This window comes from Burkholderia latens (genome assembly GCF_001718795.1).
Classification (GTDB): domain Bacteria; phylum Pseudomonadota; class Gammaproteobacteria; order Burkholderiales; family Burkholderiaceae; genus Burkholderia; species Burkholderia latens_A.
Genome location: NZ_CP013438.1, coordinates 489,488 through 502,900 on the forward strand (window position 1 = coordinate 489,488; position 13,413 = coordinate 502,900).

Here is a 13,413-nt window from a genome sequence, read left to right on the forward strand (position 1 = left end):
GCGCATTCATTCTTCATGAGGTCGATCGATGTCCCCCGTCTCGGCGTTCAAGCTGGTTTTGCTGTCATTCCTCGCGATCGTCGCACTCGAATACATCGCGAAGCGGTTGCGATTGCCGCCCGCCGCCGCGCTGCTGATCGGCGGCATCGGCATCGCGTTCATTCCCGGGCTGCCGCACGTCAATCTCGATCCCGAACTCGTACTGCTCGTGTTCCTGCCGCCGCTGCTGATGGACGGTGCGTATTTCACCGTGTGGGAGGAATTCAAGCGCAACGTGGGCGGCATCCTGCTGCTCGCGATCGGCGCTGTCGTGTTCACGACGTTTGCGGTCGGCTTCGCGGTCCACTGGATCGTGCCGTCGCTGCCGTGGGCTGCGTGCTTCGCGCTCGGCGCGATCGTGTCGCCGCCCGATGCGGTCGCCGCGAAAGCGGTGCTCGAACGCGTCGCGTTGCCGCGCAGGCTGATGGTGCTGCTCGAAGGCGAAAGCCTGCTGAACGACGCGGCGGGGCTGGTGCTGTTCCGCTTCGCGGTCGCGGCCGCGTTGACGGGCGCGTTCAGCCTCGAGCACGCAGTCGTCCGCTTCGCGGAGCTCGGGCTCGGCGGCGTCGTGGTGGGCTTTCTGGTCGGCAAGCTCGTCGTGTGGTTCCTGAAGCTGCTCGACGACGACTATCTGGTGATTACCGTCGCGGTGATCGCCGGCTGGATCGCGTACATCGCCGGCGAAATGGTCGAGGTGTCGGGCGTAATCGCGACGGTGACGGCCGGCATGATCATCGGCTGGCACCAGCACGAAGTGTTTTCGGCAGCCGTGCGCACGCGTGGGACCGCGTTCTGGCAGGTGATCGTGTTCCTGCTCGAGGCGATGGTGTTCGTGCTGATCGGGTTGTCGCTGCGCGGTGCGATTCATCGGCTCGGCGGCTTCGGGCAGGTGCTCGGCACGATGATGCCGGCGGTGCTTGCCGTGCTCGCTGCCGTGATCGTGTCGCGCTTCGTGTGGGTCTACGCGGTCGAGGCGCTGAAGTGGCCCGTGCGCGGGATCGTCCGGCGCGGCGGCGCGCCCGACTGGAAGGCCGCGACGATCATGAGCTGGGCCGGCATGCGCGGGGTCGTGACGCTGGCGATCGCGCTGTCGCTGCCCGAGGCGATGCCGGGCCGCGACGTGATCCTGGTCGCGTCGTTCGCGGTGATTCTCGTCACCGTGCTGCTGCAGGGCACGACGATCGGGCCGCTGATCCGGCTGCTGCGCCTGCCGCCGAGCGAAGCGCGCGCAGCGCACCATCTGACCGAGCCGCAGACGTGGGCGTACATCGAGGCGGCACAGCTCGCGGCAATCCAGCCGCTGGTGCGCGACGACAGCGGCAACGTCATTCATCCGCGCCTGCTGGAGCAATACACGTATCGCGCGGAGCTGACCGAGCGCACGAAGAACGAGCCCGAGTACCCGGCGGAAATCCGTGTTGCGCACTACGACGTCGTGCTGGCCGCGATCAAGGCCGGCCGCGCGGAATTGTTGCGCCTGCACCGTTCGGGGCACATCCACGACGAGATGCTGCACATGGTCGAGCGCGATCTCGATCTGCAGGAAGTGTCTGCGCAGCACGCGCGCGGGTAAGCCCGTCGCGCGGCTCCGCCCGGCGCGAGGCGCGGCGATGCTCGCTGCGGCCGCTGCGGTTTGCGCCGCGCACCGGCGCTGTGCGCCGCGATCGGCGCGGCCGCGGAACCCGGTCCCGATACGATCGACGCACCACCCTTGCAGCGCATGCAAGCCTCGCGGCGCCGGCTTCGCAAACGTTATCGTCGTTCGCGTCCGGAAATGATCTGATTTAACCGAACCCCGCTCTTTCACCATATTTGGCAAAACTAAACCGGAAGGAGATAGATGCTGTGTTCTAATTTCATTTAGAATCAGCTGGTTATCTTTATTGAGAGAAAGCGTGCGGAGGTAATACGACCGTCGGCGGGGAAAATCGGCGTTCGGATCCCCGCGAGCCAATGCCGACAGGCCACATCGGCAACAACAGGCGGATTTCTCAACCGCTAAATCAAGATGGCGTCCAAGTCGGATAAACAACTCCCATGAAAGAATCAATTGGAGATTTGGCGTTTGAAACGGTATTTATGAAAGAATCGAGCGGTGAAAATGCGCCGGATTGCCTTGAATCGGGACTGTCGGTTCTGCTCGTTGACGATCAGCCGTTCGTCGGCGAGGTGATCCGCCGCGCGCTGCGCGGCGAGCACGATATCGACCTGCACGTGTGCACCGACGCGCACCGGGCGATGGCACTCGCGCGCGACGTGAAGCCGACGGTCATCCTGCAGGATCTCGTGATGCCGGACATCGACGGTCTCGATCTCGTGCGCGCGTGGCGTGCCGACGCCGAGACCGCGCGTGTGCCGATCATCGTGCTGTCGGCGAAGGAGGAGCCGATCGTCAAGCGCGAGGCGTTCATCGCCGGCGCGAACGACTATCTCGTGAAGCTCCCCGACGCGATGGAGCTGACCGCGCGCATCCGCTATCACTCGAATTCGTATCTGATGTCGCGGCAACGCGACGAAGCGCTGGATTTCCTGTCGCACGACATGCGCTCGCCGCAGACGTCGATCCTCGCGCTGCTCGAGGTCTATCGCAACGAGCACGGCGACATGCCGGCGATCATGGAGCGCATTGCCGGCCACGCGCGGCGCGCGCTCGCGCTCGCCGACGGGTTCATCCATCTGACGCGCGCGCAGTCCGAGCGCCGCGCGCACGAGGTTCTGAGCCTGAACGAGATCGTGCTCGACGCCGTCGACCAGCTGTGGGAGAAGGCGGCCGGCTTCGGCAGTCGCGTCGTCGCGCACGTGCCCGACACAGCCGGCGTGACGATGGGCGACCGCATGATGCTCACGCGCGCGGTCGCGAACCTGATCGACAACGCGCTGAAGTACGGGCCGGCCGGCACGGACGTGCGCTGCACGTTGAGCGATGACGGCGGTGCGTGGCTGATCGGGGTCGAGGACGCCGGCGCCGGCATCGCGCCCGAGCAGCGCACGGCCGCGACGGAGTCGTTCGTGCGGCTCGAATCCGCGCACGGTGCGGCTCGCAGCGGCTTCGGCCTGGGGCTGGCGTTCGTCCGTGCGACCGCCGCGCGGCATCGCGGCCAGATCCTGATGCGCAATACCGCGCGCGGCTTCATGGTCGCGCTGCGGTTGCCGGCGCAGGCGGAGCGGTAATGTCGCGGCGCAGCCCGCCGCGGCCGCGCTGCCGGAGAGACCCGATGCGCTCGTGGCGCGCCGTGCGGCGCGCAGGCGGGCGCGGATTTTTTCAACGCTGAATTTAGAAAGCCCATAACGAACATGGCCACCGTGACGCCTCGCGCGACCAATGAAAGCCTGCATCCGACGATCGGCGGCGCCGCCAGGCTGACGCTCGGCAACCGCATCCTGCTCAGCTTCGGCGTGCTGTTCGTGCTGATGCTGGTGACCGCCGGCGTGTCGTACGAACGTCTGCGTGCGATCAATACCGAAGCCGTCAGCATCGAGCGCGACTCGCTGCCCGGCGTCTATCTCGCGGCGTCGCTGCGCGGTTCGGTCAACGAATCGTTCACCGCGCTGCAGCAGGCGACGTTCGTCGAAAGCGATCCGGAGGCCGTGCAGCGCGATCTCGCGAAGATCGGCGAAGCGGTGAAGGACGTCGAGTCACTGTCGGTCGATTACCAGAACACCACGTTCCGCGATGACGACCGCCAGCGCTTTGCGACGTTCCGCGCGTCGTTCGACCGCTACCTTCCGCTGTTGAACGATGCGGTCCAAAAACACCGCGTGTCGCACGACGAGGCCGTCGCCGCGTACGCGAAAGTGCAACCCGCGTGGGCCGACGTCGTGCGCAACGCGAATGTGCTGGTGCAGGAGAACCGCAAGTTCGCCGACCAGTCCGCGAAGCTGATCCGCGAGTCGGTGCAGGACACCGAGATCGTCCTGGCCGCCGCGCTCGGTATCGTGCTGCTGTCCGCGCTCGCGCTGGGCTACGGGCTGTACCGCACCGTCACCGTGCCGATGGCGCGGCTCGTCGAGGTGCACGACGTGATGCGCACCGGCAATCTGACGCGCCGCCTCGACCTGCGCCGCCGCGACGAGTTCGGCACGCTCGAGACGGGCTTCAACCGGATGGCCGACGAACTGACCGAACTGGTCGCGCGCGCGCAGCAGTCGTCGCTGCAGGTGACGACGTCGGTCGCCGAAATCGCGGCGACGTCGCGCGAGCAGCAGGCGACCGCCAACGAAACCGCGGCGACGACGACGGAGATCGGTGCGACGTCCCGCGAGATTTTCGCGACGTCGCGCGACCTGCTGCGCACGATGAACGAGGTGGCCGGCGTGGCCGAGCAGTCCGCGACGCTCGCGGGCGTGAGCCAGAGCGGCCTCACGCGGATGGGCGAGACGATGCGCAGCGTGATGGACGCGGCCGGCTCGGTGAACGCGAAGCTCGCGATCCTCAACGAGAAGGCGCTGAACATCAATCAGGTCGTCGCGACGATCACCAAGGTGGCCGACCAGACCAACCTGCTGTCGCTGAATGCGGCGATCGAGGCGGAGAAAGCCGGCGAATACGGCCGCGGCTTCGCGGTCGTCGCGACCGAAATCCGCCGCCTGGCCGACCAGACGGCGGTGGCGACCTACGATATCGAGCAGACGGTGAAGGAAATCCAGTCGGCCGTGTCGGCGGGCGTGATGGGCATGGACAAGTTCTCGGAGGAAGTGCGCCGCGGGATGCTCGACGTGCAGCAGGTCGGCGGCCAGCTGTCGCAGATCATCGCCGAAGTGCAGACGCTCGCGCCGCGCTTCCAGATGGTCAACGAAGGGATGCAAACGCAGGCGAACGGCGCCGAGCAGATCACGCAGGCGCTGTCGCAGCTGTCCGAGGCCGCGCAGCAGACGGCCGAATCGCTGCGGCAGTCGTCGCAGGCGATCGACGACCTGACGCTCGTCGCAAACCAGCTGCGCACCAGCGTGTCGCGCTTCAAGGTCGACGCGTGATGCGGGCCGAGCCGCACGGCGGCGCGCACGCGCTGTTCCTGATGTTCGATCTCGACGGCGAGCGCTATGCGCTCGACGCGGCCGACATCGACGAGGTGTTGCCGCTCGCCGCCGCCAAGGCCGTGCCCGGTGCGCCCGAATGGATTGCCGGGCTGCTGATGCGCGGCGGTCAGCCGGTGCCGGTGATCGACGTGCCGATGCTGGCGCTCGGGCGGCGCGCGCATGCGCTGCGCTCGACGAGGCTGGTGATGGTCCGCCATCGCGTCGAGCCGCTCGATCGCGCGCGCGTGATCGGGCTGATCGTCGAGCGCGCGACGCAGACGCTGCGGATCGACCGCACGGCGTTCCGCGCGAGCGGCATCTCGACCGCGCGCACGCGCTGGCTCGGGCGCGTCGCGCACACGCGCGACGGGATCGTGCAGCAGGTGTCGGTGTCGGACCTGATCGGCGACGTCGCGCGTTCGTATCTGTTCGACGGCTTGGCCGGCCAAGGAGGGGAGTTCGCATGAGAGTGGCCGATTCGCGATTTCGCGGCTGGCTGTTGCGCGAAACGGGCATCGATTCCGATTCGCTCGGCAACGATTTTCTGCTCCGCGCACTGACTGAACGCGTGCACGCACTGCAGGGCGACGGCGAGCGGCTGCCGTCGGCGGCGCGCCCGCCGCTCACGCCGGAAGCGCTCGATGCGTACTGGCAGCAGCTCAATGCGTCGGCCGACGAGCGGCGCGCGCTGATCGAGCTGTTCGTCGTGCCGGAAACGTGGTTCTTCCGCGATCGCGAGGCATTCTCGACGCTCGCGCGGCTCGCGGCCGAGCGGGTCGCCGCCACGCCCGGGCGTGTGATTCGCGTGCTGAGCGCGCCGTGCTCGACCGGCGAGGAGCCGTATTCGGCGGCGATGGCGCTGCTCGACGCCGGCCTCGATCCGGCCAGTTTCACGATCGACGCGATCGACCTCAGCGCGCGCGCGGTCGCATACGCGCGGCTCGGTTGCTACGGGCGCAACGCATTCCGCGGCACGGCCACGGAGTTTCGCGGCCGCTACTTCACGCCCGTCGAGGACGGCTGGCTGCTCGACGAGCGCGTGCGCGCGTGCGTGCAGTTTCGGCAGGCGAACCTCGTCGAACCGGGCGCCGATACGGGCATCCGCTACGACTTCGTGTTTTGCCGCAACGTGCTGATCTATTTCGACCGCGACGCGCAGGACCGCGTAATCGGTTCGCTGGAAAGCATGCTCGTCGATGACGGCGTGCTGTTCGTCGGTCCGGCCGAAACGGGTGTCGCGATGCGCCACGGGATGCGCTCGGCGCGCGTGCCGCTCGCGTTCGCGTTCCATCGTGCGCACGGCGACACGGCGGAAGGCCACGCGGCCCGGCATGCGGCGGCGCCCGCGCTGGCGCCATCCCGGCGCGCGGAGCGCTTCTCGGTTACGCCGCCGGCCGCGCCCCGGCCGGTGCTGGCTGTCGTGCCGCCGGCGTGGGCCGGCACCGCTCGTTCGCCCGGCGCGCCCGCACAAGCCGAGCGCGCGATTGCGTACGAGCCGCCAGCCGACCTGCGCGGCGATGTGCGACTTGGTGCGCTCGATGCGCTCAATACAAGCCGCGCGGGGACTGCCGTGCATGCGGTCGACGCGCCGGCAGCGCCGCTTGCCGCCGGCGCCGCGCCGACGCTGGAGGAAGCACAGGCGCTGGCCAACGCGGGCGCGTTCGACGAGGCCGAGCGCGTGCTCGCACAGTTCTCCGCGCATGCCGGGCCGCACGCGGACGCGTTCTATTTGAACGGGCTTATCGCCGACGCACGCGGCCGCGCTGCCGAAGCGGGCGATTTCTACCGTAAGGCGCTGTATCTGCGGCCGACGCATCACGAAGCGCTGACGCATCTCGCGACGTTGCTGGACGCCGGCGGCGACGGCGCCGGCGCGCAATGGCTGCTCGAGCGAGCGCGCCGCTCGGCCGGCTGATGAGAATACGGGTTGGGAGCCGACATCGGGATGACCGACGAAAGAATGAACCGCGACGCGGTTGCCACTGACGACACGACGATCGGCGTCGACGATTGCTGGAACCGGATCGGCACGCGCGGCGACCGCTCGTGCGAGCGGCTGGCCGACTGCCTGCGCTGCCTGAACTGCCCGGTCTACGCGTATCACGCGGCGAAGCTGCTCGAGCGCCCGCTCGATGCGGCCGAGATGGCCGACGCCACGCAGCGGATCAGCGCGGTCGATGCGCCGCGCGCGCATGCCGGCGACGATACGCGTCAGGCGGCGCTCGCGTTTCGCGTCGCCGACGAATGGCTCGCGCTGCCGATCGGCGTGTTGCGCGAGATCGCCGGCACGCGCCCGATCCATTCGCTGCCGTATCGCCGCCATTCGGCCGTGCGCGGCGTGGTCAACATTCGCGGCACGCTGCGCATCGCGATCTCGATCGGCGCGCTGCTCGGCCTCGACGCGGGCACCGTCGGCGCACGCCGCGCCGACGGCCGCTTCACGCGGCTGCTCGTCGCGGCCCACCAGGGCGAGCCGGTGGTGTTCCCGGTCGACGAAGTCGAGGGCGTGCTGCGCTTTAGCGCGTCCGAATGGGTGCCCGTGCCGGCCACGGTCGGCCGCGCGAGCGCCGGGCTGTCGCGCGGCGTACTGTCGTGGCGCGGCAAGTCCGTCGGGCTGCTCGACGACGACCGGCTGTTCGACGCGGTCACCCGGAGCATGCGATGAGCGGCGATGACGATCTGAGCCACCTGTCGCTGCTCGAGCTGTACCGCGAGGAGACGCGCACGCAGACCCAGGCGCTGTCCGAGCGTCTGCTCGCGCTCGAAGCCGGCGAGCCCGACGCCGCGGCGCTCGAGGCGTGCATGCGCGCCGCGCATTCGCTGAAGGGCGCCGCGCGCATCGTCGGCGTGCCGCTCGGCGTCGACATCGCGGGCCGGATGGAAGAATGCTTCGTTGCCGCGCAGGCCGGCACGGTCGCGCTGACGGCCACGCACGTGGACGTGCTGCTCGCCGGCGTCGATCTGCTGGTGCGCGTTGCGGACCCGCACGCTCAACCCGTGTCGTCTGCCGAAATCGACGCGTTCGCGCTTGCGCTGGCGAGTGCCGACGGCGCGCATGCGATGCCGACATCGAGCGTCGCGCCGCCGTCCGTCATGCCATTGCGCGGACACGACGGGGCCGCGAACGAACCCGGTGGGGCCGCCGCGGTGCCGCCGCTCGCGGTGCCGGCGGCCGCGCCCGATCCGGTCCCGGCCGGCCGCGCGGCCGGCGCGGGCGCGATGCGGCGCGTGCGCGCGGATACGTTGAACCGGCTGCTGAGCCTGTCCGGCGAATCGCTGGTCGAATCGCGCTGGCTGAAGCCGTTTGCCGAATCGATGCTGCGCGTGAAGCGAGCGCAACGCGATGCGGCGCGCTCGCTCGATCTGTTGTACGAACAGTTCGCCGACGATCTCGATGCGGGCGTGCTCGCGTCGGTGAACGAAGTGCGGCACATGCTCAACGACCTGCAGCGTTCGCTCGCCGAGCGGATGGACGAGTTCGACCGCTTCGAGCGGCGCAGCACGCATATCGCCGAACAGCTGTACGACGAGGCGCTGCAGTGCCGGATGCGGCCGTTCGGCGACGCGACGCGCGCATATCCGCGCATCGTCCGCGACCTCGCGCGCTCGCTCGGCAAGCAGGTGCGCTTTTCGATCGTCGGCGAAGGCACGCAGGTCGATCGCGACATCCTCGATCTGCTCGATGCACCGCTCGGCCATCTGCTGCGCAACGCAATCGACCATGGCGTCGAGTCGCCCGACGCGCGTCGCGCGCGCGGCAAGCCGGCCGAGGCAAGCGTGACGCTCGAGGCGCGCCACAGCGCAGGCTCGCTGCTCGTCAGCGTGATCGACGACGGGCCGGGTGTCGACATGGACGCGTTGCGCGCGGCCGTCGTGCGCCAGCGCCTGACCGACGACGAGACGGCCGCGCGCCTGTCCGACCCCGAGCTGCTCGAATTCCTGCTGCTGCCGGGCTTTTCGATGCGCGACGCGGTGACCGACGTGTCGGGGCGCGGTGTCGGCCTCGACGCGGTGCAGGAGATGGTGCGCGGCGTACGCGGCGCGGTGCGCATCTTCAACGAGCCGGGCGCGGGCATGCGCTTCGTGCTGCAACTGCCGCTGACACTGTCGGTGATCCGCAGCCTGCTCGTCGAGGTCGGCGGCGAGCCGTACGCGTTTCCGCTCGCGCACGTGCGCCGCACGCTGGAGCTTGCGCACGACGACATCGACGTGCTGGAGGGCCAGCCGCATTTTCCGTTCGACGGCCGGCGCGTGGGCCTCGTCGACGCGCATCAACTGCTCGACACGAACGAGCCCGACGTCGCGCGCGCGAGCACGGCGGTCGTGGTCGTCGGCGGCGAGCCCGAGTTGTACGGCGTCGCCGTGGACCGCTTCCTCGGCGAGCGGATGCTCGTCGTGCAGCCGCTCGACAGCCGCCTGCAGAAGATCCAGAACATCGCGGCCGGCGCGTTGCTCGAAAATGGCGACCCGGTGCTGATCGTCGATGTCGAGGACCTGATCCGCTCGGTCGACAAGCTCGTGCGCGGCGGCCAACTCGCGAAGCTGACGCGCGATCGGCAGCTTGCGCTGGCCGACCGGCGCCGCCGGGTGCTGGTCGTCGACGATTCGCTGACGGTGCGCGAGCTCGAACGCAAGCTGCTCGAGAAGCGCGGTTACGACGTGACCGTCGCCGTCGACGGAATGGACGGCTGGAATGCGGTGCGCAGCGACGCGTTCGATCTCGTCGTGACCGATGTCGACATGCCGCGCATGGACGGCATCGAGCTCGTCACGCTGATCAAGAACGACCCGATGCTCAAGCGTGTGCCGGTGATGATCGTGTCGTACAAGGATCGCGACGAGGATCGCCGGCGCGGGCTCGATGCCGGCGCCGACTACTACCTCGCGAAGAGCAGCTTCCACGACGAAGCGCTGCTCGATGCGGTGCACGACCTGATCGGGGACGCGCGCGCATGAACATCGGCATCGTCAACGATCTGCCGCTTGCCGTCGAGGCGCTGCGCCGCGTGATCGCGCTGCGCACCGATCACCGCGTGCTGTGGGTGGCGACCGATGGCGGCGAGGCCGTGGATTTCTGCGTCGCGCATCCGCCCGATCTCGTGCTGATGGATCTCGTGATGCCGAAGCTCGACGGCGTGGCGGCGACGCGGCAGATCATGGCGCGTGCGCCGTGCGCGATCCTGATCGTGACGGCGAGCGTCAGCGCGAACACGTCGTCGGTGTACGAGGCGATGGGCGCCGGCGCGCTCGATGCGGTCGACACGCCGACGCTCGCGCTCGGCCTGCCGTCGGATGCGGCGCCGCAGCCGCTGCTCGCGAAGATCGACCAGATCGGCCGGCTGCTCGAAACCCGGAGCGCGGCGCTCGTACCCACCGGGCTTGCGCCCGCGCGCGGCCAGCCGACGCTGATCGCGATCGGCGCGTCGGCCGGCGGCCCGACCGCGCTCACCGCGCTGCTGCGTGCGTTGCCGGCCGATTTTCCGGCGGCGCTCGTGATCGTGCAGCACGTCGATCAGGCATTCGCGTTCGGGATGGCGGAGTGGCTCGACGGTTATACGCCGCTGCCCGTGCGCGTCGCGCGGCAGGGCAGCGTGCCGCAGGCGGGCGAGGTGCTGCTCGCCGCGACCAACGATCACCTGTCGCTGTCGCCGCGCGGCGTGCTCGGCTATACGCGGCATCCGGCCGACACGCCATACCGGCCGTCGGTCGACGTGTTCTTCAATAGCGTCGCCGACAGCTGGCAGGGCGACGCGCTCGGCGTGCTGCTGACCGGCATGGGGCGCGACGGCGCGCTCGGGCTGAAGGCGATGCGCGCGAAGGGCTGCTACACGATCGCGCAGGACGAGGCGACCAGCGCCGTATACGGGATGCCGAAGGCGGCCGCGGCGATCGGTGCCGCGTCGGCGATCCTGCCGCTCGACCGGATCGCGCCGCAACTGATTTCCCGCGTGACGCGCGTGCCGCGCGACTGACGGGCCGCGTTGCGTGCGATGCGCGGCATCGCGTACAATCGCCGCCTGCGGAGATGGCATGCCTCCCTGCGGTCGAGTCCGGCGCGTCGCGCGCGCGGTCTTCGGCCCTCAACCGCCGGTTCGCCCGGCTGATGATGCCTGCGTGTTCCTGGGTTGTCAGGAGGTCGCAGGCCGTCCATGCGGTGTTCTGCCGCCCAGGTGTCGATGTCCTGTCGAATCTGGAAACCATGTTTTTCTCGACTTCCGCCGATATTGTCGCGACCGCGCGCTACGTGTGCCGGTGGCTCGCTCTCTCGGCCCTGCTTGGCGCGCTGGCCGGCACGGCCTCCGCGTTGTTCCTGATCGCGCTCGACTGGGCGAGCGCCACGCGCATCGCGCATCCGTGGCTGCTGTGGGCGCTGCCGGCCGCCGGCTTCGCGACCGGCTGGGTCTATCACCGGTTCGGCCAGTCGGTCGCGCGCGGCAACAACCTGCTGATCGACGAGATTCACGACCCGAAGGCGCTCGTGCCGAAGCGGATGGCGCCGCTCGTGCTGGTCGCGACCGTCGTCACGCACCTGTTCGGCGGGTCGGCCGGCCGCGAGGGCACGGCCGTGCAGATGGGCGGCGCGCTCGCCGATCGCATCACTCACGTGCTCCGGCTCGATCGCGAGCATCGGCGCGTGCTGCTGATGGGCGGCATCGCGGCCGGGTTCTCGTCGGTGTTCGGCACGCCGCTCGCGGGCGCCGTGTTCGGGCTCGAAGTGCTCGCGATCGGCCGCGTGCGGTACGACGCGCTGTTGACCTGCGTCGCGTCGGCCATCGTCGCGGACCTCGTGTGCCGCGCGTGGGGCGTGCATCACACCGTGTATGCGATCCCGTTCGTGCCGGCCGTATCGGCGACCGCGCTGGCCGCGACGGTCGTCGCGGGTGTCGCGTTCGGTGTCGTCGGGCGGTTGTTCGCGTTCGCCACGCATGCGCTGACCGCGTGGTGTCGGCGCGTCGTCCGCTACGCGCCGCTGCAGCCGGTGCTCGGTGGCGTGATGGTGGCCGTGGCGGCGAGCGTGCTGAACGTGCCGCAGTATCTGGGGCTCGGGATTCCGACGATCGAAGCGGCTTTTCGCGGACCGCTGCCCGTCTACGATTTCGCGGGCAAGTTCGCGTTTACGGTCGTCACGCTCGCGTCGGGATTCAAGGGCGGTGAAGTCACGCCGCTGTTCTACATCGGCGCGACGCTCGGCAATGCGCTCGGCCAGGTGCTCGCGCTGCCGGTGCCGGTGCTTGCGGGGCTCGGCTTCGTCGCGGTGTTCGCGGGCGCGGCGAACACGCCGATCGCGTCGACGATCATGGCGATCGAGCTGTTCGGCGCGGATGTCGGCGTGTATGCGATCGTGGCGTGCGTGGTCGCGTACCTGTTTTCCGGACACGCGGGGATTTATCGATCGCAACGGGTGGCGGTGGGGAAGGCCGCACGGATGGAGGCGGACTGAGGTCGGCCTGCGCCTGCGCCTGCGCCGGCGCCACAGCGCCGGACGCAAGCCGGTCTCCGGCGATCGCGGGCCGCCGGGCCACCCGCCGCGCGCTATTCCTTCGGCAGCTTCGCGACGTTGCGCGCGAGCAGCTCTTCGATATCGATGCCCTTGTCCGCCAGCAGCGTCGTGACGATTCCCGTCAGCTCGCCGAGCGTTTCCTTGACCGACTCGCGGATCGTATCCACGACGACCTGCGTACTGCGTTCGATTTCGATGTTGACGTTGTCGTCGACGCCCTTCGCATCGAAGGTCGTCGCGCGTCGCGTTTCCGGAATCAGCCAGACGTCGAACCAGCCTTCGTCGCGATTGACGTCGGACACCGTGAGGCTGCAGCCGTTGATCGCGATATACCCCTTCGCGAACACGTAGCGCTTGAATTCGGCCGGCACGCCGATGCGGATCATCCGGTTGTGTTCGGACGATGCGATGTGCACGATGGTCCCCATGAAGTCGACGTGGCCGGACAGCGGATGCCCGCCGATTTCGGCGCCGTCCTTCGCGGCCCGTTCGACATTGACGCGCGCGCCGGTCGTCAGGTTGGCCAGCGTGGTGATGCGCAGGCTCGGCAACATCACGTCGAAATCAATCAGTACCGGCGAGTGAATCGTCGTTACCGTCAGGCAAACGCCGTCGACCGACACGCTCGCGCCGATCTCGATGTCGGTGGTGAACCGCTCGGGGAATTCGATGGTGAACGTCCTCAGTTCGCCGTGATCCTTGACGGCCTTGATGACGCCAACACCCTGGACAATGCCTGTAAACATGATCTGCCTTTCGTCGCGAATTGCGTGGCCGGTATGATAAGTGATCCGAGGAACCCCCATCGCGAACAGGGTCGGGCCGCGGTACGGCGCAATCATGAACGGGGCTCGGCC

General features: G+C 68.9%; 10 protein-coding genes and 1 riboswitch. Of the genes, 9 read left to right on the plus strand and 1 reads right to left on the minus strand.

Going from position 1 to position 13,413, the window contains the following annotated elements:
* Positions 1 to 28 precede the first annotated feature (28 nt).
* The 9 genes from WK25_RS21540 (at position 29) to WK25_RS21580 (ending at position 12,496) form a co-directional block, all read left to right on the plus strand.
* Positions 29 to 1,612 carry a Na+/H+ antiporter gene (locus tag WK25_RS21540; protein ID WP_059545226.1) on the plus strand — a complete coding sequence of 528 codons (1,584 nt, stop codon included), beginning with the start codon at positions 29 to 31 and terminating at the stop codon, positions 1,610 to 1,612.
* A gap of 464 nt (positions 1,613 to 2,076) precedes the next feature.
* Complete coding sequence (locus WK25_RS21545) at positions 2,077 to 3,210, plus strand: hybrid sensor histidine kinase/response regulator (protein ID WP_069242690.1); 1,134 nt, start codon at positions 2,077 to 2,079, stop codon at positions 3,208 to 3,210.
* A gap of 123 nt (positions 3,211 to 3,333) precedes the next feature.
* Positions 3,334 to 5,013, plus strand: a complete 1,680-nt coding sequence (locus WK25_RS21550; protein WP_069242691.1) for a methyl-accepting chemotaxis protein — start codon at positions 3,334 to 3,336, stop codon at positions 5,011 to 5,013.
* The gene (locus WK25_RS21555) at positions 5,010 to 5,522 is read left to right on the plus strand and encodes a chemotaxis protein CheW (protein ID WP_069242692.1); all 513 of its coding nucleotides are present in this window, start codon (positions 5,010 to 5,012) and stop codon (positions 5,520 to 5,522) included. The genes WK25_RS21550 and WK25_RS21555 overlap by 4 nt, the downstream gene beginning before the upstream one ends.
* Entirely contained in the window at positions 5,519 to 6,970 is a 1,452-nt protein-coding gene (locus WK25_RS21560) for a CheR family methyltransferase (RefSeq protein ID WP_069242693.1), read from the plus strand. Before WK25_RS21555 ends, WK25_RS21560 begins: the two co-directional genes overlap by 4 nt.
* Positions 6,971 to 7,015: 45 nt before the next feature.
* Complete coding sequence (locus tag WK25_RS21565) at positions 7,016 to 7,720, plus strand: chemotaxis protein CheW (RefSeq protein WP_059545336.1); 705 nt, start codon at positions 7,016 to 7,018, stop codon at positions 7,718 to 7,720.
* Positions 7,717 to 10,011 carry a hybrid sensor histidine kinase/response regulator gene (locus WK25_RS21570; RefSeq protein ID WP_069242694.1) on the plus strand — a complete coding sequence of 765 codons (2,295 nt, stop codon included), beginning with the start codon at positions 7,717 to 7,719 and terminating at the stop codon, positions 10,009 to 10,011. Before WK25_RS21565 ends, WK25_RS21570 begins: the two co-directional genes overlap by 4 nt.
* Positions 10,008 to 11,027: a chemotaxis response regulator protein-glutamate methylesterase gene (locus WK25_RS21575; protein WP_059545232.1), complete on the plus strand. Its 1,020-nt coding sequence runs from the start codon at positions 10,008 to 10,010 to the stop codon at positions 11,025 to 11,027. Before WK25_RS21570 ends, WK25_RS21575 begins: the two co-directional genes overlap by 4 nt.
* A 40-nt stretch (positions 11,028 to 11,067) precedes the next feature.
* Positions 11,068 to 11,175, plus strand: a riboswitch (Fluoride riboswitch).
* A gap of 79 nt (positions 11,176 to 11,254) precedes the next feature.
* Complete coding sequence (locus WK25_RS21580; protein WP_069242695.1) at positions 11,255 to 12,496, plus strand: voltage-gated chloride channel family protein; 1,242 nt, start codon at positions 11,255 to 11,257, stop codon at positions 12,494 to 12,496.
* 92 nt (positions 12,497 to 12,588) lie between these two features.
* Here WK25_RS21580 and WK25_RS21585 read toward each other — a convergent pair whose 3' ends face one another.
* Complete coding sequence (locus tag WK25_RS21585; RefSeq protein ID WP_059545338.1) at positions 12,589 to 13,302, minus strand: riboflavin synthase; 714 nt, start codon at positions 13,300 to 13,302, stop codon at positions 12,589 to 12,591.
* Positions 13,303 to 13,413: the final 111 nt, after the last annotated feature.

Coding starts and splice junctions, on each gene's coding strand:
- WK25_RS21540 (WP_059545226.1), top strand. CDS start 29: ATGTCCCCCGTCTCGGCGTTCAAGCTGGTTTTGCTGTCATTCCTCGCG.
- WK25_RS21545 (WP_069242690.1), top strand. CDS start 2,077: ATGAAAGAATCAATTGGAGATTTGGCGTTTGAAACGGTATTTATGAAA.
- WK25_RS21550 (WP_069242691.1), top strand. CDS start 3,334: ATGGCCACCGTGACGCCTCGCGCGACCAATGAAAGCCTGCATCCGACG.
- WK25_RS21560 (WP_069242693.1), top strand. CDS start 5,519: ATGAGAGTGGCCGATTCGCGATTTCGCGGCTGGCTGTTGCGCGAAACG.
- WK25_RS21565 (WP_059545336.1), top strand. CDS start 7,016: ATGAACCGCGACGCGGTTGCCACTGACGACACGACGATCGGCGTCGAC.
- WK25_RS21570 (WP_069242694.1), top strand. CDS start 7,717: ATGAGCGGCGATGACGATCTGAGCCACCTGTCGCTGCTCGAGCTGTAC.
- WK25_RS21575 (WP_059545232.1), top strand. CDS start 10,008: ATGAACATCGGCATCGTCAACGATCTGCCGCTTGCCGTCGAGGCGCTG.
- WK25_RS21580 (WP_069242695.1), top strand. CDS start 11,255: ATGTTTTTCTCGACTTCCGCCGATATTGTCGCGACCGCGCGCTACGTG.
- WK25_RS21585 (WP_059545338.1), bottom strand. CDS start 13,302: ATGTTTACAGGCATTGTCCAGGGTGTTGGCGTCATCAAGGCCGTCAAG.